This window comes from Phreatobacter aquiterrae, from assembly GCF_053471285.1.
The window spans coordinates 421,969-443,611 of the sequence record NZ_JBJPHW010000002.1; the positions used below are offsets into that span (position 1 = coordinate 421,969).

Genomic DNA, 21,643 nt, shown 5'->3' on the forward strand with positions numbered 1-21,643 from the left:
CCCGGGATGAAATGACCATGTCGCGCGAGGGTATCGCCCGCAGCCTCCTGACCCCGACCCGGCGCGGATCGGTGGCGCCCTTCCTCGTCATGGACGTGATGACGGCCGCCGCGAAGGCCGAGGCGGAAGGACAGAACGTCATCCACATGGAGGTGGGCCAGCCGGCCGCTCCCACGCCGATGAGCATCCGCAAGGCCGCGTCGGACGCACTGATGGGCGGCCAGATCGGCTACACGCTGGCGCTCGGCACGCCGGAGCTACGCCAACGCATCGCCCGCTATTATGCCGAGACCCATGGCGTCGAGGTGCCGATCGGGCGCATCGCGGTGACGATGGGCTCGTCCTCGGCCTTCATCCTGTCCTTCCTCGCCCTGTTTGAGGCGGGCGCCCGCGTCGCCATCGCAAGCCCCGGCTATCCCGCCTACAAGAACATCCTCGAGGCGCTCGGCTGCGAGGTGGTGTTCATCGAGACCACCGCCGCGACGCGCTATGCCGTCACGCCGGAGATGCTGGCGGCCGAGCATGCGCGGAAGCGGCTCGACGGGATCCTCATCGCCAGCCCCGCCAACCCGACCGGCACGATGATGACGCCCGAGGCGCTGAAGGCGCTGGTGGAGGCCTCCCGCGACCTCGGCATCCGCTTCATCTCGGACGAAATCTATCACGGGCTCTCCTACGAGATGCCCTGCCACACGGCGCTGGAGACGAGCGACGACGTCACCGTCATCAACTCCTTCTCGAAATACTACTGCATGACCGGCTGGCGCATCGGCTGGATGATCGTGCCGGAGAGCCTTGCGCGCTCGGTGGAGTGCCTCGCGCAGAACCTCTTCATCTCGGCGCCGCAGCTCTCCCAGGTAGCCGCGCTCGCCGCATTCGACGCCACCGAGGAACTGGAGGCGATCAAGGCGGGCTATGCCGCGAACCGGCGGGTGCTGCTGGATGGGCTACCGAAGGCGGGGCTCGACCGGCTGTTGCCGGTGGACGGGGCCTTCTACGTCTATGCGGATGTGGCGAAATATACCAATGTCAGCCTCGACTTCGCGCGGCGGATGCTGGCCGAGACCGGCATCGCCGCGACACCGGGGCCAGATTTCGACCCCTATGGGGGCATGCATGCCATCCGCTTCTCCTTCGCCGGCGCGACGGAGGACATGGAGGAGGCGGTGCGGCGACTCGGGGCGTGGCTGAAGTGAGGCAGGGTGACCTCCAGCCGCCCTTGTGACCTGCAGCCTCGAAGGACGCACTTGCGAGGTGCAGGGCGGATGAGGTCGAGTGAGGCGCGTTAGCGAGGTCCGCCCCATGACCACCCTCCTCGTCACCGGCTTCGGCCCCTTTCCCGGCTGGGAGAAGAACCCGACGCCCGCCATGGTGAAGGCCGTCACCGCGCTGCGCCTGCCCGGCGTCCGCATCGTCGGGCACGTGTTCAACACCGTCTATGCCGAGGTCGCCCGCGACCTGCCCGCCCTCATCGCCCTGAAGCGGCCGGACGCGGTGCTGCTCTTCGGTCTCGCCGGCCGCACCGGCCATGTCCGCGTCGAGAAGCACGCCCACAACGTCACGACCCGGCGCGTGCCGGACGCCTCGGGTGTCTTTCACACCTCCGCCGACATCGTCGCGGACGGGCCCTGGCGCGTGCCGACCGGCTTTGCGACAGGGGCATTGACCCAGAGCCTCCGGCGCGCCGGTCTTCACGCGCGGCTGTCGCCATCGGCCGGCGAGTATCTCTGCAACTTCGCCTACTGGCTGGCGCTGGAAGCGGTGGCGAGGCGGCAGGTGAAACGTGCCGTGTTCGTCCACGTGCCGCTGCCGCTGAGAACCGGGCGCTCGGCCCGCGGCGGCTTCCACCGAAGGCTGACGGCGGCGGACCTTGCCGAGGTGGCCGTCAGAGCCGCGGCCGCCATCGTGGACCGTCCCTACTTGGCGAAACCCGTCCGCAGGCCGCGCGCCCAGTCGGCCCGGCCATAGCTCTCGGCCTTTCGCGCCGCCTGCTCCCAGTCATAGGCGACGGCGACGAAATCGACGCTCGCCACCGCCCGTGCCCGCACGGTGACAATGGCATAGCGGGCATGGGGCGAGCCCGCCTCCGAGACGTGCGCGTCCGGCGGCGTCGGATCGGAATAGGCCGGCTGTCCGACGCTGCCGGGATTGACCAGGGTCAGGCCGCCGAGGACGAGGAGCCGTGGCAGATGGCTGTGGCCGCAGAGCACGAGCCGGGCGTCCCCGACATCGCCGAGCCGTCCGAGGATCGCTTCGACGTCCGACTGCACGAGCCGGCCGCCCTGCTTGTCTTCCATCAGATAGGTGTTGTCGTCGGCCGGCGTCGCATGGAAGAGGCGGACGGCGAGACCGGCACAATCCATGTCGCGCTGCATGGGGAGCCTCGCGAGCCGATCGCGCTGGCCCTCGTCCAGTTGCTCACGGGCCAATCTGTCGGAGAAGGAGAGCCCCTCCCCCTGCGCCTCGAGAACCCAGCGGTCGTGGTTGCCGCGCACCGTCGGCAGGCCGAGCGCCATCAGCCGTGCCGCCGTTTCGGCCGGCCAGAGCGGGCCGGAGACGCAGTCGCCGAGATTGACGATGCGGTCGATGCCGCGCCCGGCAATGTCCGCGAGGACCGCCTCCAGCGCGAGGACGTTCCCGTGGATGTCAGCGATAATGGCGAGTTTCATGGAGGCCTTCGCTGCAGTGTCGGCGGAGCCTGACGCAGGCGATGGACGGCGACAACCGTCATCGGGACATCCCATTCCGGCACAGACGCCCCGGCACGGCGCTTGCGCGGGCCTCGGCAACCCCGGAGGCCCTCATGCTCGCCCGCCGCTCCTTCCTCTTCGCCGCCGCCGCAACGCTCGCGCTTCCCGCCTCCGTGCGCGCCGCATCGCTCGACGGCCAGTCCTTCGGGCTCAAGCCGGGCGCAGCGGAAGACCAGACGCGCAACATGCAGCGGGCGGTGGAAACCGCCGCAGGCTCGCGGATGCCGCTGCGGCTCGCGCCCGGCGCCTACAAGATCGGCGAGGTCCGCCTCCCCGCGAACACGCAGATCATCGGCGTGCGCGGCGCCACGCGCCTGGTGTTCCAGGGAGGGACGGCCTGCCTGACCGCCCAGCGCGCCGACATGGTGACGCTGTCGGGCCTCGTCATCGAGGGCGCCGGCAAGGCGCTGCCCGACAGGCGCGGCCTCATCGTGCTCCAGCACGGACGCGGCGTGCGCGTCGAGGATTGCGAGATCGCCGGCTCCAGCCATCATGGCATCGTCCTCGAGGGGATCGAGGGCATCGCGCGCGGCAACACCGTCTCCGGGGTCGCCAAGGCCGCCATCGTGGCGCTCGACAGCCGCGGCCTGACGCTCAGCCAGAACACCATCCGCTCGGCCGCCAACAACGGCATCCTCGTCTGGCGCACGCTCGCCGGCGACGACGGCACCATCGTCGAGGGCAACCGCATCGAGGAGATCGGTGCGCGCGACGGTGGATCGGGCCAGAACGGCAATGCCATCAACGTCTTCCGCGCCGGCAACGTGACAGTGAGCGGCAACCGCGTGCGCGGCGCCGCCTTCTCGGCGGTGCGGGCCAACGGCGCCGCCAACGTCGCCATCACCGGCAACAACTTCGCCGCCCTCGGCGAGGTCGCCGTCTATGTCGAGTTCGGCTTCGAGGGCGCCGTGGTCGCCAACAACATCATCGACGGCGCCGCCCTCGGCATCGTCGCCACCAACTTCAACCACGGCGGACGCCTCGCCAACATCCACGGCAACATCATCCGCAACCTCGTCAACCGCCGCCCGGCCGGCACCGACCCGAACGACGTCGCGGGCATCGGCATCTCGGCGGAGGCCGACGCCGCGATTTCGGCCAACGTCATCGAGGGTGCGCCGACCGCGGGCATCCAGCTCGGCTGGGGCCAGTACATGCGCGACCTGTCGGTCACCGCCAACGTCATCAAGGGCGCGCCGGTCGGCATCGCAGTCTCGGTCGTGCCCGGCGCCGGACAGGCGCTGATCGCCGACAACCTCGTGCAGGGCGCCCGGATCGGCGCCGTGGTGGGCATGGAATGGAAGACGCCCGTCACCGGCGACATGGCCCGCGAGGGCGTCGGACGCTACGCCCAGCTCAGCGTCTCCGGCAACCGCGTGCGCTGAATCGTCCGGTCGCCGCACGACAGGAACGGCCGGCCTGCGGCACGCGCTGTTAACACCCCGTTAACCGGATCAGTCCACGGTCTCCGCTCAAGGTCTGTTCCTGTGCGGAGGCGCCGATGCGCGCGCTGGCCCGGTTTCTCCCGGTTCCCGCCATTCTCGCCCTGCTCGCCGCACCGGCCGGTGCGGGCGAAGCCTGTGCGCCGTCCGACCTCGCACGCTTCACGGCGGAGGCGATGGTCGCCGATGCCGATCTGCGCACCGGCGCGGGCGAGGCACTGTCGGCCTGCGCCGCCTTCGCGCTCGTCCAGTTCCGCAACACCGGCGAGATCGAGGAGCGGGTGCTGGCGCAGGTCGCCGCGCTGGCCGGCCGCACCTCCTACGCGACCTATGCGGCCGACGAGATCCCCAAGGCGTCTCCCGAACTCGTCGCCCTGCTGGGAACGGCCTTCCGCCCGTTCTACCCGCATCTGCGCAACCTTCCCGAGGACGAGAACAACGCCGTCATGCGCACCATCGTTTTCCACCTGATGGAGCAGGGCGCCCCCGCGACCACCGGGTCGGTGCCGCGCCCGCCCACCGCCACACCCTCGCCGACAGGAGCCGGACCATGACCCCCGACGAGACCCGCCTGCCGGTCATGGTCGCGCCGCCACTGTCGCCGGCCGCGAGCTTCGACCCGGAGGTCGCAGCGCTGCACGACGTCGAGTGGCTTGAGCGCCCGTCCCTCGCCCGCGAGGACTGACGGGGCCTGCTTGCCGCGGCTCGCCTGCAAGGGCATGGTCGGCGCCGCCGCCCGCAGAAGCGGCCCGCCGAGGTCACGCCATGCTCAAGGGTTCCGAGGTTCCGCCCAGCGGACCTCTCGTCGCGATCGATCCCGCCGCCTTCGTCCATCCCAGCGCGCAGATCTACGGCCAGGTGAGCCTCGCCGCCGGCGTGTCGGTCTGGCCCAACGCCGTCATCCGTGCCGAGATGCATGAGGTCGTCATCGGCGAGCGGTCGAACGTGCAGGACTTCGTCATGATCCATGTCGGCAACGGCACGGGCACGCATGTCGGCAAGGACTGCTCCATCACCCACCACGTGACGCTGCACGGCTGCAGGATCGGCGACAATGTCCTCGTCGGCATCGGCGCGACGATCATGGACGGCTGCATCATCGGCGAGAACTCGATCATCGCCGGGGGCTCCTTCCTCAAGGAGAACACCGTCATCCCGCCCAACTCCATCGTCGCCGGGGTGCCGGCCGTGGTGAAGGCGAACCGCGATTCGGGCGCCGCCAACCGCTTCAACGCCTGGCTCTATGCCGCCAATGCCGACGCCTATGCGCGCGGCGAGCACCGCTTCTGGAGCGAGGCCGACCTGAAGGCCGCCGCCGCCCGCTTCGGCATCGAGCGACCCGGCTGAGCCTTCAGCGCACGATGCGCCTTTCGATGCGGAACCGCATCTCGACGCCGGTCGGCGCCTCGCTGACTTCGGTGCCCTGCCAGCGGTCGGGCGAGAGCCAGGGGCTGAAGCTCACGGTCGCCGGCGGATCGGACGGCAGGCCGAGGCTGAACCGCGCGACCTCGCGGCGATGGTGGTGGACGACGATGTAGTCGACGCCCGACCGAACGGCCATGGGAAAGACCGCCTCGATGACGGTGCCACCACCGGGTGCAGTCCGGCTGGTCTTCGTCACTTCCGACCAGAGCGTGCGGCCGGAAGCGGCCCCGAGCCCGAGCGAGAGCACGTCGGCGGCGCCGGCGCGGAACTCGGTGACGAGATAGGGATAGGCCGGAGGCGGCGGTGTCGTCATCACGAAGGCGAAGGCGAGAACGGCCGCTGCAGAGGCGCCAAGGCTCGCGACGGCGCCGGCGACCACCCGCACCACCGACCACGGCGCGGCCGAGGCCCGCAGGGCGAGCCAGAGGCCGAGACATCCCCCGCCGAGGCCGCCGGACAGCCCCATTGCCGCCGTGAAGACGGCGCGGTCCTTGAACTGCCCGAGATCGAGACCGTCGGCGATCGCCCGGCCGCCCGCGGCCGCCAGCAGGCCGCCGGCCGCGACACCCAGTCCGGCAACCGCGAGCAGGATCAGCCCGCGCTTGATGAGATGGAGGGCGGAGGGAGCGGCGACAGGCCGGTGCAGGGCGGGGTTCATGGATCCGGACGACGTTCGACAGGCAGCCGCGGATGCGGCCCCGTCGTCAGTCGCCGGGATGGCAGAAAAGGTTCACGTCATTCGCGAAGAATGACGCCGGCCGCGGCTGGGCGCTGCCGGCGGCCAGGCGCGGGTCACTTCTCGACGAAGGCCTTCTCGATGACGAAATGGCCGGGCTTCGAGATCGCGCCCTCGTCGAAGCCGCGAGCGACCAGCATGTCGACCATGTCCTTCAGGAAGGCCGGGGAGCCGCAGATCATGACGCGGTCGTTGGCCTTGTCGAGCGGGCCGAGGCCGAACTCGGCCTGCAAAGCGCCGCTCTCCAGCAACTGGGTGATGCGGCCGTTGTGGACGTGCGGCTCGCGGGTGACCGTCGAGTAGTACTTCAGCTTCTCGCGCACCAAATCGCCGATCAGCTCGTCGTTCGGCAATTCGTTGGTGATGTAGTCGTGATAGGCCTGCTCGGCGATGAAGCGCGTGCCGTGGATGAGGATGATGTTGTCGAACCGGTCGTAGACGTTGGGGTCCTTGACGACGCTGATGAAGGGCGCGAGGCCGGTGCCGGTGCCGCACAGGTAGAGATCGCGGCCGGGCAGCAGGGCGTCCTGCACCAGCGTGCCGACCGGCTTGCGGCCAACGAGGATCTGGTCGCCGACCTTGATGTTCTGCAGGCGCGAGGTGAGCGGGCCGTCGGGCACCTTGATCGAGAAAAACTCAAGATTGTCGTCGTAGTTGGACGAGACGATGGAATAGGCGCGCAGGAGCGGGCGCCCGTCGATCTCGAGGCCGATCATCGTGAACTGGCCGTTGACGAAGCGGAACGCCGGGTCGCGGGTCGTCTTGAAGGAGAACAGGCGGTCCGTGTAGTGGCGAACCTCAAGGACACGCTCGGAATTCATGTTCGACATGGCGGAGCCCGGGGTGGTAAGCGCCTGACGCTGGTTCATTCGTACACGAATGATACTGCATCGCACCAACTAGGCAAGAGATACTCGCAAGGCAACAGCTAAATCATCGACATGGATCAAGAACCGGCTGCCGACAGCCGGAATGCGACAATTCCGCCGGAACAGGCGCCCTATTCGCCTCTTGCCGGCCGGCGCGCCCCGCCTATGCTGATCGCCCCTGCGCGACCGGACATGCCATGCCTTCCGACATCCTCTGCTTCGGCGAAGCCCTCGGCGAGTTCAACCAGACCATTCCGCGTGAGCCGACCTATCTGTTCGGCTTCGGCGGCGACACGTCGAACTGCGCCATTGCGGCGGCACGCTCAGGCGCGAGCGTCGGCGTCATCGGCGCGGTGGGGGATGACACCTTCGGCCGGGCCTTCTTCGACCTGTGGCAGGCCGAGGGCATCGACACCAGCGCGATGCGCCTGGTGAAGGGTGGCGAGACCGGGCTCTACTTCGTCACCCACGGCCCCGAGGGCCACGAATTCGCCTACCGCCGCGCCGGATCGGCGGCGGCGCAGTTCACCTCCGCCGACCTGCCGGTGACGGCGATCCGCCAGGCCCGTGTGCTGCATGTGTCGGGCATCTCGCAGGCCATCTCGCCGTCGGCCAGCGCGGCCGTGCGCATGGCCATGGCGGAGGCCCGGGCATCGGGCGTCACCGTCTCCTACGACACCAATCTGCGATTGAGGCTGTGGCCGCTGGAGCGGGCGCGCGAGGTGACCAATGCCGCCATGCGGCTCGCCGACATCGCCCTCCCCGGCCTCGACGACGCGCGCCAGCTTACCGGGCGCGATACGCCGGATGCCATCGCCGACTTCTACCTGGAGGGCGGATCGAAGATCGTCGCCCTGACCCTCGGCCGGGAGGGGGCCCTCATCGCGACGGCCGCGGAGCGGCGCATCATCCCGTCCATCGCCGTGGGCGCGGTTGACGCGACCGGGGCCGGCGACTGCTTCGACGGAGCCTTCCTCGCCGAGTGGCTGGTGACAGGCGACCCCTTCGTAGCGGGACGCTATGCCTGCGCCGCGGCTTCCCTGTCGACAACCGGCTATGGCGCCGTCGCGGCGCTGCCGCGCCGGTCCGAAGTTCTGGCGGCCCTCGAACGGGCGGCCTAAACGGACAGGGCGGGCGGCCCCGAGACCGACCGCCCCTTTGGTCACATCCGGATGTCGAACGTTACTGGCTGACGCCGCTGGCGCGGATGGGAGCAGCCCATTTCTCGATCTCGCTCTTCACGAGTTGGGCGAGATAGGCCGGGCCGCGACGCTCGGGCGTCGCCATGATGGCCCCGAGAGCCTGCAGCCGCTCACGCACGGCCGGCGTGTCCATCGCCTCGACGGTAACGGCGTGCAGGCGCTCGATGATCGCCGGGGGAGTGTCCTTGTGGAAGAAGAAGGCGTTCCACGTGTAGGCCTCGAAACCCTGCAGGCCCTGCTCCTGGGCGGTCGGCAGATCGGGGAAGACGGTGGCGCGATTGGCGGTGAGCGTCGCGAGCGCCTTGACCGTGCCGCCCTGGATATGCGGCAGCGCCGTGGAGGAAATCTCGCACATGTAGTCGACGCGGCCGCCGACGAGGTCCTGGATGGCGGGAGCCGAGCCGCGATACGGCACATGGGTCACCTGGTTCGTGCCCATCACCGAGTTGAGGTAGAGGCAGCCGAGGTGAACGGCGGACCCGGCGCCGGCGGAGGCGAACTGCAACTTGGCCTGGTTCGCCTTCACATGGGCGATGAACTCCTGGAGATTGGCCGCCGGGAAGTCCTTGCGGGTGATGAGGATCAGCGGCACCTCGGCAATCAGCGTCACCGGGGCGAAGTCGGTGGCCGCATTGTAGAGGGGCTGCTTGTACAGGGTCTGGTTCACCGCATGGGTGCCGACCGTGCCGAGCACGAAGCTGTAGCCGTCCGGAGAGCCGCGCGAGATGCGCGCCGTTCCGGTCATGCCACCGGCCCCGCCGACGTTCTCCACCACCACCTGCTGGCCGAGGATCTGCGACATCCGTTCCGCCATAATACGGCCGAGCACGTCGGTGGGGCCGCCGGCGGCGAAGGGGATGATCATGGTCACGGGCCGCACCGGCCACGTCTGCGCCTCTGCAGCGGGCGCCGCCATCAGGAGGGGAGCTGCCGCCGCAAGGGCGAGAAGGGAGCGTCGGGAGGGGGTATTCATGCAAAACTCCTCTGGAAGCGGCGGATCATGGCCAAAACCCACCTCTTGTCCACCCCCCTGGCACCGGGTGCGGCCACGGGTCTCCGGCAGCGGCGCGCATCTTCGGATCACCGCTGCGACACATGGCCTCCATGACCGCATGGGCTGGCATTCGCCGCTGGAAATTCTATGGTCCCGCTCCCTTCGACGGAGAGTTCCATGACCCCCACGCGCATCGCCATTGCCGGTCTCGGCGCCATCGGACGGACGCTCGCCGCCAAGATTGCCGGCGGCGCGATTCCCGGGACGATACTCGCCTGCGTGGCCGCCCGCGACGAGGCCAAGGCGAAGGCCTGGCTTGCGGCAGAGGGCATCGCCGCGCCGGTCGTCCCGCTGTCCGAGTTTCCGGCGCTTGCCGACCTCGCCGTGGAATGCGCCCCGGCCGCCGTGATCGAGGAGATCTGCACGCCGATGCTGACCGCCGGCAAGCGGGTGATGGTGCTCTCCTGCGGCGCGCTGCTGCCGCGACCGCACCTGATGGACCTGGCGAAGACCCATGGCGGCCAGATCATCGTGCCGACCGGCGCGCTGCTTGGCCTCGACGCCGTCACCGCCGCGGCCGAGGGCACGATCCATTCGGTGCGCATGATCACCCGAAAGCCACCGAAGGGCCTCGTCGGCGCCCCCTATCTCGTCGAGAAGGGGCTCGACATGGATGCGATCATGGAGCCGACCCTGATCTTTTCGGGTTCGGCCCGCGAAGCGGCGAAGGGCTTCCCGGCCAATGTGAATGTCGCCGTGGCGTTGTCGCTCGCCGGCATCGGGCCGGACCGCACCACCATCGACATCTGGGCCGACCCGACGGTGACGCGGAACTGCCATGCCATCGAGGTCGACAGCGATTCGGCCAAGCTGTCGCTCGCCATCGAGAACATCCCGTCGGACAACCCGAAGACCGGCCGCATCACCGCGCTGTCGGTGATCGCCGCCCTGCGCAAGCTGAATGCGCCGGTGCGGGTCGGCACCTGAATCGTGCCCGCGGCCGTCGTCGCGCAACGATGACGGTCGCGTCCACCTTGCAACCCCCGGATCAGGCGCTAGTCTCTGTAGCAACCGGCAGACAAGTCCGGACGAGCGGCCCGTCCCAATCGGGCCGCCAGAGGAAACCGTTCCGAGGGACCCCGATGCGAAAATTTGTTCTTGCCGGCCTGGCCGCGCTTTCCGTCACGCTCACCGGTGCGACCGCCGACGCGCAAACCTGGCCGACGCGGCCGATTACCTTCCACGTGCCTTTCGCCGCTGGCGGCGGCACGGACGCCTTCGCTCGGCCGCTGGCAGCCCAGCTCGAGAAGCAACTCGGCCAGGGCGTCATCATCGAGAACCGCGCCGGCGCCGGGGGCACGGCCGGGGCGCTCGTCGCCTCGCGCGCCGCGCCCGACGGCTATTCCTTCTTCGTCGGCGCCGCCCATCACACCATCGCGCCGTCTCTCTATCCCCGGCTCGACTACAATATCGAGACCGATTTCATCCCGATCGCCATCATCGCCCAGCCGCCGCAGGTGATCGTCGTCAATCCGCGCCGCGTCTCGGCGACCACCCTCGCCGAGCTCATCGCGCTGGCGAAGTCGAAGCCCGACGATCTGATCTACGGCTCGGCCGGTATCGGCACGACGCACCATCTCGTCGGCGAGCTGTTCAAGATCCTGACCCAGACGAAGATCCGCCACGTCCCCTATCGCGGCGCGGGTCCGGCCATGGCCGATCTCGTCGCCGGCCAGATCGACATGGTCTTCGACGGTCTCGGCACCTCCGCCCCGCAGATCCAGGGCAACGCCATCCGCGGCATCGCGGTGGCCGCCGCGACCCGCAGCCCGGCGGTTCCCAACGTCCCGACGGCGGCGGAAGCCGGCCTGCAGAATTTCGACGTCTCGACCTGGTATGCGATCTTCGCGCCGAAGAACACGCCGGCTCCCGTCATCGACCGCATGCGCCGCGAGATCCGTGCCGCCCTGCAGGTGCCGATGATCCGCGACGCCTGGGCCCGCAACGGCTCCCCCATTCCGACGTTGGAGGGCGAGGAGTTCGGCCGCTTCGTGTCGTCCGAGGTGCAGCGGTGGCGCAAGGTGGTCACCGATGCGGGCGTCAAGCTGGAGTGAGCCGGCGGCGCCTCGAAGAAGCGACAGGGAAGGCCCGCCACGGCGGGCCTTTTCGTTTCTCAATCGGCCGGCCGCGCCGCTTCCACGCTCCTTGCCAGAATACGGGCCACATGCACGGCCTCGCGTCCGGCTCCATCGGCGATCTGATGGCGGCAGGACGTGCCGTCGGCGACGATGATGGCATCCTCCGGCGCCTTGCGGATGGCCGGCAGCAGCGACAGTTCCGCCATGGCGAGCGAGGTGTCGATGGTCTCGGCGTGGTAGCCGAAAGCCCCCGCCATGCCGCAGCAGGAGCTCTCCACCGTCTGCACCTCGAGGCCGGGGATGAGCCTGAGCGCGCCTTCCACCGCGCCCATGGCGCCAAAGGCCTTCTGGTGGCAGTGGCCGTGCAGAACTGCCTTGGCCTTCATCTCGCCGAGCGGCAGCGCCAGCCGGCCGGCCTTCGCCTCGGCGGCGATGAACTCCTCGAAGAGCACGGCGACCCTCGACACGGACGCAGCCTCGTCCGACTTCAGCAGCGCCGGGATCTCGTCGCGAAGCGAGAACAGGCAGGAGGGCTCAAGGCCGATCACGGGGATGTTTCGCGCGGCAAAGGGCGCCAGCGCTGCAATCAGCCTCTCGGCCTCCGTCCGGGCGTTGTCGATCATGCCGGTGGCGAGATAGGTGCGGCCGCAGCAGAGCGGACGCCCGCCGCCCACGGGCTGCGCATGATGAACGCGATAGCCGGCTGTTGTCAGCACGGTCACCGCCGCATCGAGGTTCTCCCGCTCGAAGGCGCGGTTGAAAGTGTCGGCGAAGAGCACCACCTCGCGGCCCGTCTCGGGACCCTCGGCGACCGCCTTTGGCGCGAAGACGTCGGAGCGCCATTGCGGCAGCGAGCGGCGGGCCGAGAACTGCGCCAGCTTCTCCGACAGCGTGGCAAGACCCGGCACCCGGTCGCGCAGGTTGAACAGCCACGGCATCTTCGCCGCGATGCTGGCATAGCGCGGCAGGTGCGCCACCAGCCGGTCGTGCAGGCTCGCCCCCTTCGCCTGATAGCGCGCCGCCTTCACCTCGATCTTCATGCGCGCCATGTCGACGCCGGTCGGGCATTCGCGCTTGCAGGCCTTGCAGGAGACGCAGAGGGAAAGGCTCTCCTCCATCTCCTTCGACAGGAGGGCATCCGGGCCGAGCTGTCCGGTCATAGCGAGGCGGAGCGTATTGGCGCGCCCGCGCGTCACGTGCTGCTCGTCGCGGGTGACCCGGTAGCTCGGGCACATGGCGCCGCCATCGAGCTTCCGGCAGGTGCCGTTGTTGTTGCACATCTCGATGGCGCCGAGGAAACCCGCGCCCGCCCCGGGATAGTCGGACCAGTCGAGGGACGGCCGGAAGTCGATCCCCTCGTAGCCCGGCGGATAGCGGAAGAGCGTCCTGTCATCCATTTTCGGTGCGCGCACGATCTTTCCCGGATTGAACAGGCCCTCCGGATCGAAGCGGTCCTTCACCTCCTCGAAGGCGCGCACGAGGCGCGTGCCGAACATCTGTTCGTGGAATTCGGAACGGACGATGCCGTCGCCGTGCTCGCCGGAATGCGAGCCCTTGTACGTGCGCACCAGTTCGAAGGCCTGTTCGGCCATGGAGCGCATGCGCTTCGCGTCGACGTCCAGCTTCATGTTGAGGACGGGCCGCACGTGCAGGCAACCGACGGAGGCATGGGCGTACCACGTGCCCTCTGTGCCGTGGGCGCGGAAGATCTCGGTCAAGCCCGCCGTATAGGCGGCGAGATCCTGCAGCGGCACGGCGCAATCCTCGACGAAGGAGACGGGCTTCCCGGCCTCCTTCATCGACATCATGATGTTGAGACCGGAGGAGCGCATCTCGGTGACGGCCGCCTGCCAGGCCGGCTCGATGACGGGGACCACGCCGCCAAAGCGAGCGCCCGATCCCTGCCACGAGAAGCCGAGATCGCCCATCAGGGCCTCAAGGTCCTTCAGCTTCTGCAGGTTCTCCGCTTCCGTCTCCTCGGCGAACTCGACCACCAGCAGCGCATCGGGGTCGCCGCGCACGACGCGCTCGATGGTCGGGCGGAACATGGCGATGTCGCGGGCAAGCCCGATCATGGTGCGGTCGACCAGTTCCACCGCGATCGGCTTCAGCGTCACGAGATGCTGGGCGGCGTCCATCGCCTCGTGGAAGGAGCCGAAGTGGCAGATGCCGAAGACCTTGGGGCCGATCAGTGGCCAAAGCTTCAGGTCGACGGCCGTGGTGAAGGCAAGCGTGCCCTCGGAGCCGACGAGAATGTGCGCCATGTTGTTGGTGGCGCCGCCCGGCACGAGCGCATCGAGATTGTAGCCGCCGACGCGGCGCTGGACCTTCGGGAAGCGCGCCTCGACCTCGCCCGCCTCGCGCTCTCCGAGGGTCAGGAGGTCGCGGGTGAGAAGATCGGCATCGTTGCGCAGGGCGTCGTCGCGCGACACCTCGCCGAACCAGCGCCGGGTGCCGTCGGCCAGCGCCGCCTCCACCTGAATGACGTTGTCGCGCATGGTGCCGTAGCGCAGCGAGCGGCCGCCGCAGGAATTGTTGGCGGTCATGCCGCCGATGGTGGCGCGCGAGGCCGTGGAGACATCGACCGGATACCAGAGACCGTGCTTCTTGAGCTGCCGGTTGAGGTCGTCGAGGACGATTCCGGGCTCGACGCGGACGCGCCGTCCGGCGACGTCAAGATCGAGGATGCGGGTCAGGCGCTTCGAGCAGTCGACGACGAGCGATGCGTTGACGGTCTGCCCGCACTGCGAGGTGCCGCCGCCGCGCGCCAGGACCGTGACCTTTTCCTCCCGCGCCAGCGCGACCGCACGGATCGCGTCGTCCATGGTGTCCGGCACGACCGCGCCGACCGGCATGAGCTGATAGATCGAGGCGTCGGTCGCGTAGCGCCCGCGCGAGAAGGCGTCGAAGAGCACGTCGCCCTTCACTTCGGAGGCGAGGCGGCGCTGCAGCGGCGTGTCGGGCGTGTTGCTCATTTCGTTCATCGAATCAAGCCCTACATCAGCCAAGTGCGTCCGTCGAGGCTCGCCACCGGACGATGCAGACGCATCGCCCGGTGGCGAGCCTCGAAGGACGCACGCGCGATCTGCAGCCGTCACGCTCTGAGGAGCCTGCGCTCCTCTTGACTTGAATTTTGCATTCATTATTCATTCTGGCAAGAGGCCGAGCGCGAGAACCGGCGCCGCCCTGTTCCGAGGAGACCCCCGATGGCCCCCAATGCACCGCGCGTCGCCGGCCGCCATTTCCTGCAGATCCCCGGCCCCTCGCCGGTGCCGGAGCGTATCCTGCGCGCCATCGGCATGCAGACCATCGACCATCGCGGCCCGGACTTCGGCAAGCTCGGCCTGCGCGTGCTCGACGGCATGCGCTCGATCTTCAAGACCAAGGGCCATGTGGTCATCTATCCGGCCTCGGGCACCGGCGCCTGGGAAGCTGCCCTCGCCAACAGCCTGTCGCCGGGGGACAAGGTCCTGATGGTCGAGACCGGCCATTTCGCCACGCTGTGGAAGACCATGGCGGGCAAGCTCGGGGTGGAGGCAACCTTCATCCCCTCCGACTGGCGTTCTGGCGCTGACGTGGACGCGATCGAGGCGGCTCTGAGGGAGGACAAGGCGCACAGCTTCAAGGCGGTCTGCGTCGTCCACAACGAGACCTCGACGGGAGCCACCTCGCGCATCGACGAGGTGCGCAAGGCCATCGACGCCGCCGGCCATCCGGCCCTGCTGATGGTCGACACCATCTCCTCGCTCGCCTCGGTGGACTACCGCCACGACGAATGGGGCGTGGACGTCACGGTCGCCGGTTCGCAGAAGGGCCTGATGCTCCCGCCCGGCCTGTCGTTCAACGCGGTGTCGGAGAAGGCGCTCGCCGCGTCGAAGACGTCCCGCCTGCCGAAGAGCTTCTGGGGCTGGGAGGAGATGATCGCGGCCGGCAAGTCCGGCTATTTCCCCTACACCCCCGCCACCAACCTGCTCTACGGCCTCGACGAGGCGATCCAGATGCTGCACGAGGAGGGTCTCGATTCCGTCTTCGCCCGGCACATGCGCCATGGCGAGGCAACGCGCCGCGCGGTGGCCGCCTGGGGGCTCGAGAACCTCTGCACCAACCCGAAGCATTTCTCGCCGGTGCTGACCGCCGTCGTCATGCCCGAGAGCCATGATGCCGACCGGCTGCGGTCGATCATTCTCGACGCCTTCGACATGTCGCTCGGCACCGGCCTGTCGAAGGTCGCGAAGAAGGTCTTCCGCATCGGCCACCTCGGCGACATCAACGACCTGACTCTGGTCGGCACGCTGGGCGGCGTCGAGATGGGGCTGGGGCTCGCCGGGGTGCCGCACAAATCGGGCGGCGTCACCGCCGCCATGGCCTATCTCGCCGACACCAAACGCGAGGGTGGTGCGAAAGCGGCGTGAGACCTGGCTTGCACTGCCGAAATGCGTCCTTCGAGGCTCGCCGCCGGACGATGCTTGCGCATCGCCGGGGGCTCACACCTCAGGATGAGGAGGGATGAGTATGGCAGATCGGATCATGGAGCGAGCAAGGCCGCGCCTCCTGAACGTCTGATGCAGGCCTCCGTCCTGCTCATCCTGAGGTGCGAACCCTGAAAGGGTGAGCCTCGAAGGACGCACTTGCCTGATGCAGCCCGTGAAGAGGACCCTTCGATGAACGAACACCCTCTCATCGCCCGCCGCTCGCTTGCCACCGAACTCACCGGGCGGCTGCGCGACATGATCGTCGAGGGCACGCTGAAGGCCGGCGACAAGATCTCAGAGCCCGACCTCTGCGACCTGTTCGGCGTCTCGCGCACGCCCCTGCGCGAGGCGCTGAAGGTGCTCGCCGCGGAGGGGCTCGTCGACCTCACCCCGAACCGGGGCGCGCGCGTCGCCCGGATCGCGCCGGAGGCGGTGGAGGAGCTCTTCCCCATTATGGGCATGCTGGAGGCGCTGGCCGGGGAACTCGCCTGCGCGCGGCTGACGCCTGATGACCTTGCCCGCCTCGAGACCCTGCATGCCGAGATGGTCGGCCACTGGCGGCGCGGCGAATGGGTGCCCTATTCGCGGCTGAACCGGCAGATCCACGAGGAGGTCTTCCGTATCGCCGGCAACGCGACGCTTGCCGCCCTCTACCAGAACCTGATGATCCGGATCCACGCCGTCCGCTTCGTCGCCCGCAAGTCGCCGGAGCGCTGGGCCGAGGCCATCGCGGATCATGAGCGAATGATGGCGGCGCTCAGGGCCCGCGACGGCGCGGCGCTGTCAACCCTGATGCGCGAGCACCTCCGTCACAAGGCGGACGTGGTCCATGAAGCACTGCGCCAGCTCGGCGCCCCGGAGCAGGGCTGACCCGCCGTCGGCCCTCTCCCCATCCGGCGCGGCGCGCCTATCTTGAGGGTCCTGACCACCGGACCTTGAACCCGGATGACCCCATGACGCTGTTCTCCATTCTCGACCTCGCCCCGGTGCCGGAGGGTTCCACGCCGGGCGACGCCCTCCGCAACACCATCGACCTCGCCCGCCATGCCGACCGGCTCGGCTACACGCGCTACTGGCTGGCCGAGCACCACAACATGACCGGCATCGCCAGCGCGGCGACGGCCGTGGTCATCGGGCAGGTGGCGGCGGCGACCAACCGCATCCGCGTCGGCGCCGGCGGCATCATGCTGCCGAACCACGCGCCGATGGTGATCGCCGAGCAGTTCGGCACGCTGGAGAGCCTGTTTCCCGGCCGCATCGACCTCGGCCTCGGCCGCGCGCCGGGCACAGACCAGCGCACCATGCGGGCGCTGCGCGTGGATCCGATGGAATCCGACAATTTCCCGCAGGACGTGCTGGAGCTTCAGGCCTTCCTCGCGCCGGTCCAGGAGGGACAGGCGATCCAGGCCGTGCCGGGCGCCGGCACCGAGGTGCCGCTGTGGATCCTCGGCTCCTCGACATTCGGATCGCAGCTCGCGGCCATGCTCGGCCTGCCCTATGCCTTCGCCTCGCATTTCGCCCCCGACGCGCTGATGCAGGCGCTGGCGGTCTATCGGCAGAAGTTCGAGCCCTCGAAGCAGCTGTCGAAAAGCTATGCCGTCGCCGGCTGCAACGTCTTCCTCGCCCCCACCGACGCCGAGGCCCGCCATCTCTTCACCTCCGCCCAGCAGCGCGCCGCCGGCATCTTCCGGGGCGTGCGCGGCCTGCTGCCGCCGCCCATCGACGACATTGAGACCTTCTGGAGCCCGATGGAGAAGGCGCAGGCCTCGCGCATGCTGCAGTTCTCCTTCGTCGGGTCGCCCGAGACGGTGAAGCGCGGCCTTGAGCAGTTTATCGCCAACACGCAGGTGGACGAGGTCATCGTCGCCTCGGCCATTTTCGACCATGGCAAACGTGTGCGCTCCTATGAGATGCTCGCGGATGTGGCGAAGGACCTGCAGGGCAAGGCCGCGGCGGCGTGACCTACCGCCCCTCGACCGCCCACACGGCGCTCGGTCCGGCCTTTTCCGACGTCGTCGCCCCGGCCCGCTTCCCGCAGCACGTCCTGCGCCACCGCAACCAGCGCTGGGCGGAGGCAGTGGGGCTCGGCCATCTCACGGACGCGGACTGGATCGCCCATTTCGGCCGCTTCGAGCCCCTGCCAGACAATCTGCCGCAACCCCTCGCCCTGCGTTATCACGGCCATCAGTTCCGTTCCTACAACCCGGAGATCGGCGACGGCCGCGGCTTCCTCTTCGCCCAGCTTGTCGATGACGAGGGCCGCCTCCTTGACCTCGCCACCAAGGGCTCGGGACAGACACCCTATTCGCGCTTCGGCGACGGTCGGCTGACGCTGAAGGGAGGCGTGCGCGAGGTGCTGGCGACCGCCCTGCTGGAGGCGTTCGGCGTCTATACCTCGAAGAGCTTCTCGCTCATCGAGACGGGCGAGGCACTGGTGCGGAGCGACGAGCCGTCCCCGACGCGCTCGTCCGTGCTGGTGCGCCTGTCCCACAGCCATGTGCGCTTCGGCACCTTCCAGCGCTGTCTGGCGTACAACGATCAGGCGGGGATTGCGGCGCTGGTCGCCCACTCCGTCCGCCACTATCACCCGCAGGCGGCGCGCGATGGCGACGTTACGCGGGAGGCCCCTGCCCTGCTGGCGGCAGTGGCTGAAGCCTCAGGCGCGATGGTCGGCGAATGGATGGCCGCCGGCTTCGTCCATGGCGTGCTCAACACCGACAACATGGTGGTGACCGGCGAGAGCTTCGACTATGGCCCGTGGCGCTTCCTTCAGCGCTACGACCCCGGCTTCACGGCCGCCTATTTCGACCAGACCGGGCTCTATGCCTTCGGCCGCCAACCCGGGGCGGTGGCGTGGAACCTCGAACGCTTCGCCGAATGCCTGACGCTGGTCGCGCCTGTCGCCGACCTCGAGGATGCGCTCAGGTCCTATGCCGGCGCCTTCCACGCCGGCCTCAGGCGGGCGCTCTGCGCGCGGCTCGGCGTCGCGGAGGCGGGAGCCGAGGCGGATGACGAGCTCGCCGCCGCCTTCTTCCAGTTCCTGCTGAAATCCGGCGCGCTGTTCGAGCGCACCGTGTTCGACTGGCACGGCGGCCTGGCGCGGCGCGCCTTCGCCAAGGTCGGGCCACAGGCCTCACTCTACCGGGGGGCCGAGTTCGACCGGCTGGAGGCCGCGCTCGGCGCCCACGCACCCCTGCCGCAACCGACGGAGGCCGCCGCCTATTTCGACGGCGACGGCCCGGCGACCTTGCTGATCGAGGAGGTCGAGGCGCTGTGGGCGCCCATCGCCGAGCGTGATGACTGGAGTCAGTTCGCGGCGAAACTCGCCCACATCGAACAGGCGCGCCGGGCATTCGCGATCAGGCCCGTCAGGCCCTGAGGCGGCGGACGATGGCCCAGGCGGCCGGCATCAGCGCCGCAGCGAGCGCCGTCTTCACCACGGTGCCCAGCGCAAAGGGCCAGAGACCGGCCGCCAGCAGCTGCGCGCCAAAGCCGGTGAAGGTGCCGAGCCAGAAAAGGCCGGGCACGAAGACGACGACGTTGGCGAGGGCCATGGCGGCGAGGATCTTCGGCCATGCCTTGTCCCAACCCCGATCGGCGGCCGCGCCGATGATGGCGGCCATGACGACGAAGCCGGCGAGGAAGCCGCCGGTCGGCCCCATGAAGGGCGCGACGCCGACGTTCATCCCGGCGAAGACCGGTGCGCCGAGAAGGCCGGCGAGGAGATAGGCGGCAACCGTCGCGACGCCGAGCCGGAAACCGTAGGCGGCCGCGACCACCGAGATGGCCAGGGTCTGCAGGGTCAGCGGCACCGGCCAGAACGGCACGCTCGCCTTGGCGCCCAGCGTGATCAGGCAGACGCCGGCAGCGATCAGCAGAACCGGGCGGATGAGGGTTCCCGCAGCAAGATGGGTCGTGGTCGACGGCCAGAGGGTCGCGGCGATGGTCGCGTTGCGCATGTCGGAATCCTTCGGGGGCTATGCCGTTGCGGCAGCTTGTCATTTGCCGGCCGGCGTGGTCGCTTGGGCTCACTAGCCGACCGGCGGCGCCTGCCGCAAGCAGGCCACCACCCGCGATTCGACAGAGGCAGAATGGCCGAGGACATCCCCTTCAATCGCGAAGACGCGGCGGTCGCCGGCGAGGTGGAACAGCTCTCGCCGCTGGTCCGCCGAATCCTCTGCGACAATCCCGGCCCTTTCACCTTCAAGGGCACCGTGACCTATGTGGTCGGAAAGGGCCGCGTCGCCATCATTGATCCCGGCCCGGACGATCCGCGCCACATCGCCGCGGTACTGGAGGCGGTGAAGGGCGAGACGGTGGAGGCCATCCTCGTCACCCACACCCACCGGGACCACTCCCCGGCGACCCCTGCGATCAAGGCCGCTACCGGCGCGCCAGTCTATGCGGAAGGGCCGCACCGGGCCGCGCGCCCGCTCAATCTCGGCGAAACCAATGCGCTCGACGCCTCCGGCGACAAGGACTTCGCTCCCGACATCGTGCTGAAGGACGGTGACGTCGTCTCCGGCACCGGCTGGACGATCGAATCCGTCTTCACGCCCGGCCATACCGCCAACCACATGGCTTTTGCGCTGCGCGAGGAGGAGACGCTGTTCTCCGGCGATCACGTCATGGCCTGGTCGACCTCCATCGTCGCGCCGCCGGACGGCGCCATGGGCGACTACATGGCCTCCCTCGACAAGCTCAGGGCGCGCGAGGAGAAGCTGTTCTGGCCGGGACATGGCGGTGCCGTGCGCGAGCCGGCGAAGTTCATGCGGGCGCTGTCGCATCATCGCCGGCTGCGCGAGGCGGCGATCATGAAGCGCCTCGCCTCGGGGGACCGCCAGATCCCCGAGATCGTCGCGGCGATCTACGAGGGGATCGATCCGCGGCTGAAGAGCGCCGCCGGGCTGTCGGTCTTCGCCCATCTCGAGGATCTCGTGGGCAAGGGCCTCGCCACCAGCGACGGCGCGCCCTCGCTGACCGGGGCCTTCAGGCCGGCTTGAGGCTTGCCCCTCACACGAAGTCGAGCGGCAGCGCCGTCACTTCCTTGATCTCCTCCATGACGAAGCTCGCCGAGACGTCCTGCATCTCGATGCGGGCGGTGAGCTTCTTGTAGAGGCGGTCATAAGCCGCGACGTTCGGCACGCGGGCGTGGAGGATGTAGTCGATCTCCCCCGCCGTCCGGTACACGCCGAGGAGTTCGGGAATGTCCTGCACGGCCTGATGGAAGCGGGTCGCCCAGTCGGCGTCGTGACGGCTGGTTCGCACGGCGATGAAGACGGTCAGTTCGAGGTTCAGCTTGACCGGATCGGCCAGGGCGACACGGGCGCGGATGACGCCCTCGTCCTCCAGCCGCCTGAGGCGCCGCCAGCAGGCGTTACGCGACAGATTCACCCGCTCGGCCAGTTGCTCGATCGACAGGCTTGCATCCTGCTGGACGTGGCGCAGCAGGGACTTGTCGATGGAGTCGAGAGACAGAGGCTGTGACATTGTCCCAATCAAATCATATCTGATGGGATGATGTCCACATGCGATCGGCAATCAGCCGACGCATTGGGACATGCTCCCGCTTGAACTCGACTATCCTCTCCCATTGGTTGATTCCTGATCCAGTG

At 68.9% G+C, this 21,643-nt stretch carries 21 protein-coding genes; 14 read left to right on the plus strand and 7 right to left on the minus strand.

The features are described 5' to 3' along the window. Positions 1–17: 17 nt before the first annotated feature. Both ACJ4V0_RS04550 and ACJ4V0_RS04555 read left to right on the plus strand, forming a co-directional pair. Complete coding sequence (locus ACJ4V0_RS04550; RefSeq protein ID WP_448298368.1) at positions 18–1,196, plus strand: pyridoxal phosphate-dependent aminotransferase; 1,179 nt, start codon at positions 18–20, stop codon at positions 1,194–1,196. A 106-nt stretch (positions 1,197–1,302) separates the two neighbouring features. After that, on the plus strand, positions 1,303–1,968 hold the full coding sequence (locus ACJ4V0_RS04555; protein ID WP_448298369.1) for a pyroglutamyl-peptidase I: 666 nt from the start codon (positions 1,303–1,305) through the stop codon (positions 1,966–1,968). On the opposite strand, the gene ACJ4V0_RS04560 is transcribed toward ACJ4V0_RS04555, so the two are convergent. After that, the gene (locus tag ACJ4V0_RS04560; protein WP_448298370.1) at positions 1,917–2,669 is read right to left on the minus strand and encodes a metallophosphoesterase family protein; all 753 of its coding nucleotides are present in this window, start codon (positions 2,667–2,669) and stop codon (positions 1,917–1,919) included. The two genes, ACJ4V0_RS04555 and ACJ4V0_RS04560, sit on opposite strands and share 52 nt — an antisense overlap. A gap of 134 nt (positions 2,670–2,803) precedes the next feature. Here ACJ4V0_RS04560 and ACJ4V0_RS04565 point away from each other — a divergent pair, with 134 nt between their 5' ends. The 4 genes from ACJ4V0_RS04565 (at position 2,804) to ACJ4V0_RS04580 (ending at position 5,539) form a co-directional block, all read left to right on the plus strand. Next, entirely contained in the window at positions 2,804–4,135 is a 1,332-nt protein-coding gene (locus tag ACJ4V0_RS04565; protein WP_448298371.1) for a TIGR03808 family TAT-translocated repetitive protein, read from the plus strand. Between the two features lie 116 nt (positions 4,136–4,251). Beyond that, positions 4,252–4,746 carry a hypothetical protein gene (locus tag ACJ4V0_RS04570; RefSeq protein ID WP_448298372.1) on the plus strand — a complete coding sequence of 165 codons (495 nt, stop codon included), beginning with the start codon at positions 4,252–4,254 and terminating at the stop codon, positions 4,744–4,746. Then, on the plus strand, positions 4,743–4,877 hold the full coding sequence (locus tag ACJ4V0_RS04575) for a hypothetical protein (RefSeq protein ID WP_448298373.1): 135 nt from the start codon (positions 4,743–4,745) through the stop codon (positions 4,875–4,877). Before ACJ4V0_RS04570 ends, ACJ4V0_RS04575 begins: the two co-directional genes overlap by 4 nt. 80 nt (positions 4,878–4,957) lie before the next feature. Next, positions 4,958–5,539 (plus strand): gamma carbonic anhydrase family protein, encoded by a 582-nt coding sequence (locus tag ACJ4V0_RS04580; RefSeq protein WP_448298374.1) that lies wholly within the window; start codon positions 4,958–4,960, stop codon positions 5,537–5,539. Between the two features lie 4 nt (positions 5,540–5,543). Here the strand turns inward: ACJ4V0_RS04580 and ACJ4V0_RS04585 are convergent, their stop codons facing one another. After that, positions 5,544–6,275, minus strand: a complete 732-nt coding sequence (locus ACJ4V0_RS04585) for a hypothetical protein (protein ID WP_448298375.1) — start codon at positions 6,273–6,275, stop codon at positions 5,544–5,546. A 134-nt stretch (positions 6,276–6,409) separates the two neighbouring features. Continuing rightward, positions 6,410–7,183: a ferredoxin--NADP reductase gene (locus ACJ4V0_RS04590; protein ID WP_448298376.1), complete on the minus strand. Its 774-nt coding sequence runs from the start codon at positions 7,181–7,183 to the stop codon at positions 6,410–6,412. Positions 7,184–7,419: 236 nt separating this feature from the next. On the opposite strand from ACJ4V0_RS04590, the gene ACJ4V0_RS04595 reads away from it, so the two are divergent. Further along, positions 7,420–8,343, plus strand: a complete 924-nt coding sequence (locus ACJ4V0_RS04595) for a sugar kinase (RefSeq protein WP_448298377.1) — start codon at positions 7,420–7,422, stop codon at positions 8,341–8,343. A 61-nt stretch (positions 8,344–8,404) separates the two neighbouring features. Here the strand turns inward: ACJ4V0_RS04595 and ACJ4V0_RS04600 are convergent, their stop codons facing one another. Continuing rightward, positions 8,405–9,397: a tripartite tricarboxylate transporter substrate-binding protein gene (locus tag ACJ4V0_RS04600; protein WP_448298378.1), complete on the minus strand. Its 993-nt coding sequence runs from the start codon at positions 9,395–9,397 to the stop codon at positions 8,405–8,407. A 198-nt stretch (positions 9,398–9,595) separates the two neighbouring features. On the opposite strand from ACJ4V0_RS04600, the gene ACJ4V0_RS04605 reads away from it, so the two are divergent. Further along, positions 9,596–10,405 carry an aspartate dehydrogenase gene (locus ACJ4V0_RS04605; protein WP_448298379.1) on the plus strand — a complete coding sequence of 270 codons (810 nt, stop codon included), beginning with the start codon at positions 9,596–9,598 and terminating at the stop codon, positions 10,403–10,405. Between the two features lie 155 nt (positions 10,406–10,560). Then, the gene (locus tag ACJ4V0_RS04610; protein ID WP_448298380.1) at positions 10,561–11,532 is read left to right on the plus strand and encodes a Bug family tripartite tricarboxylate transporter substrate binding protein; all 972 of its coding nucleotides are present in this window, start codon (positions 10,561–10,563) and stop codon (positions 11,530–11,532) included. A gap of 59 nt (positions 11,533–11,591) precedes the next feature. Here the strand turns inward: ACJ4V0_RS04610 and ACJ4V0_RS04615 are convergent, their stop codons facing one another. Beyond that, a complete protein-coding gene (locus ACJ4V0_RS04615; RefSeq protein ID WP_448298381.1) occupies positions 11,592–14,531 on the minus strand; it encodes an FAD-binding and (Fe-S)-binding domain-containing protein in 2,940 nt (979 codons plus the stop codon). Positions 14,532–14,762: 231 nt separating this feature from the next. Here ACJ4V0_RS04615 and ACJ4V0_RS04620 point away from each other — a divergent pair, with 231 nt between their 5' ends. From ACJ4V0_RS04620 to ACJ4V0_RS04635, 4 genes are all read left to right on the plus strand, one after another. Next, complete coding sequence (locus tag ACJ4V0_RS04620) at positions 14,763–15,968, plus strand: pyridoxal-phosphate-dependent aminotransferase family protein (RefSeq protein WP_448298382.1); 1,206 nt, start codon at positions 14,763–14,765, stop codon at positions 15,966–15,968. Positions 15,969–16,217: 249 nt separating this feature from the next. After that, positions 16,218–16,898, plus strand: coding sequence for a GntR family transcriptional regulator (locus ACJ4V0_RS04625; protein WP_448298383.1), 681 nt, complete (start codon positions 16,218–16,220; stop codon positions 16,896–16,898). Between the two features lie 83 nt (positions 16,899–16,981). Continuing rightward, positions 16,982–17,989 carry an LLM class flavin-dependent oxidoreductase gene (locus ACJ4V0_RS04630; RefSeq protein WP_448298384.1) on the plus strand — a complete coding sequence of 336 codons (1,008 nt, stop codon included), beginning with the start codon at positions 16,982–16,984 and terminating at the stop codon, positions 17,987–17,989. Next, positions 17,986–19,407, plus strand: a complete 1,422-nt coding sequence (locus ACJ4V0_RS04635; protein ID WP_448298385.1) for a protein adenylyltransferase SelO family protein — start codon at positions 17,986–17,988, stop codon at positions 19,405–19,407. Before ACJ4V0_RS04630 ends, ACJ4V0_RS04635 begins: the two co-directional genes overlap by 4 nt. Here ACJ4V0_RS04635 and ACJ4V0_RS04640 read toward each other — a convergent pair. After that, positions 19,397–19,987: a biotin transporter BioY gene (locus ACJ4V0_RS04640; RefSeq protein WP_448298386.1), complete on the minus strand. Its 591-nt coding sequence runs from the start codon at positions 19,985–19,987 to the stop codon at positions 19,397–19,399. The genes ACJ4V0_RS04635 and ACJ4V0_RS04640 overlap by 11 nt on opposite strands. A gap of 132 nt (positions 19,988–20,119) precedes the next feature. Here ACJ4V0_RS04640 and ACJ4V0_RS04645 point away from each other — a divergent pair, with 132 nt between their 5' ends. Beyond that, a complete protein-coding gene (locus ACJ4V0_RS04645; RefSeq protein ID WP_448298387.1) occupies positions 20,120–21,031 on the plus strand; it encodes an MBL fold metallo-hydrolase in 912 nt (303 codons plus the stop codon). A gap of 10 nt (positions 21,032–21,041) precedes the next feature. On the opposite strand, the gene ACJ4V0_RS04650 is transcribed toward ACJ4V0_RS04645, so the two are convergent. Next, positions 21,042–21,518: an Lrp/AsnC family transcriptional regulator gene (locus ACJ4V0_RS04650; RefSeq protein WP_448298388.1), complete on the minus strand. Its 477-nt coding sequence runs from the start codon at positions 21,516–21,518 to the stop codon at positions 21,042–21,044. Positions 21,519–21,643: the final 125 nt, after the last annotated feature.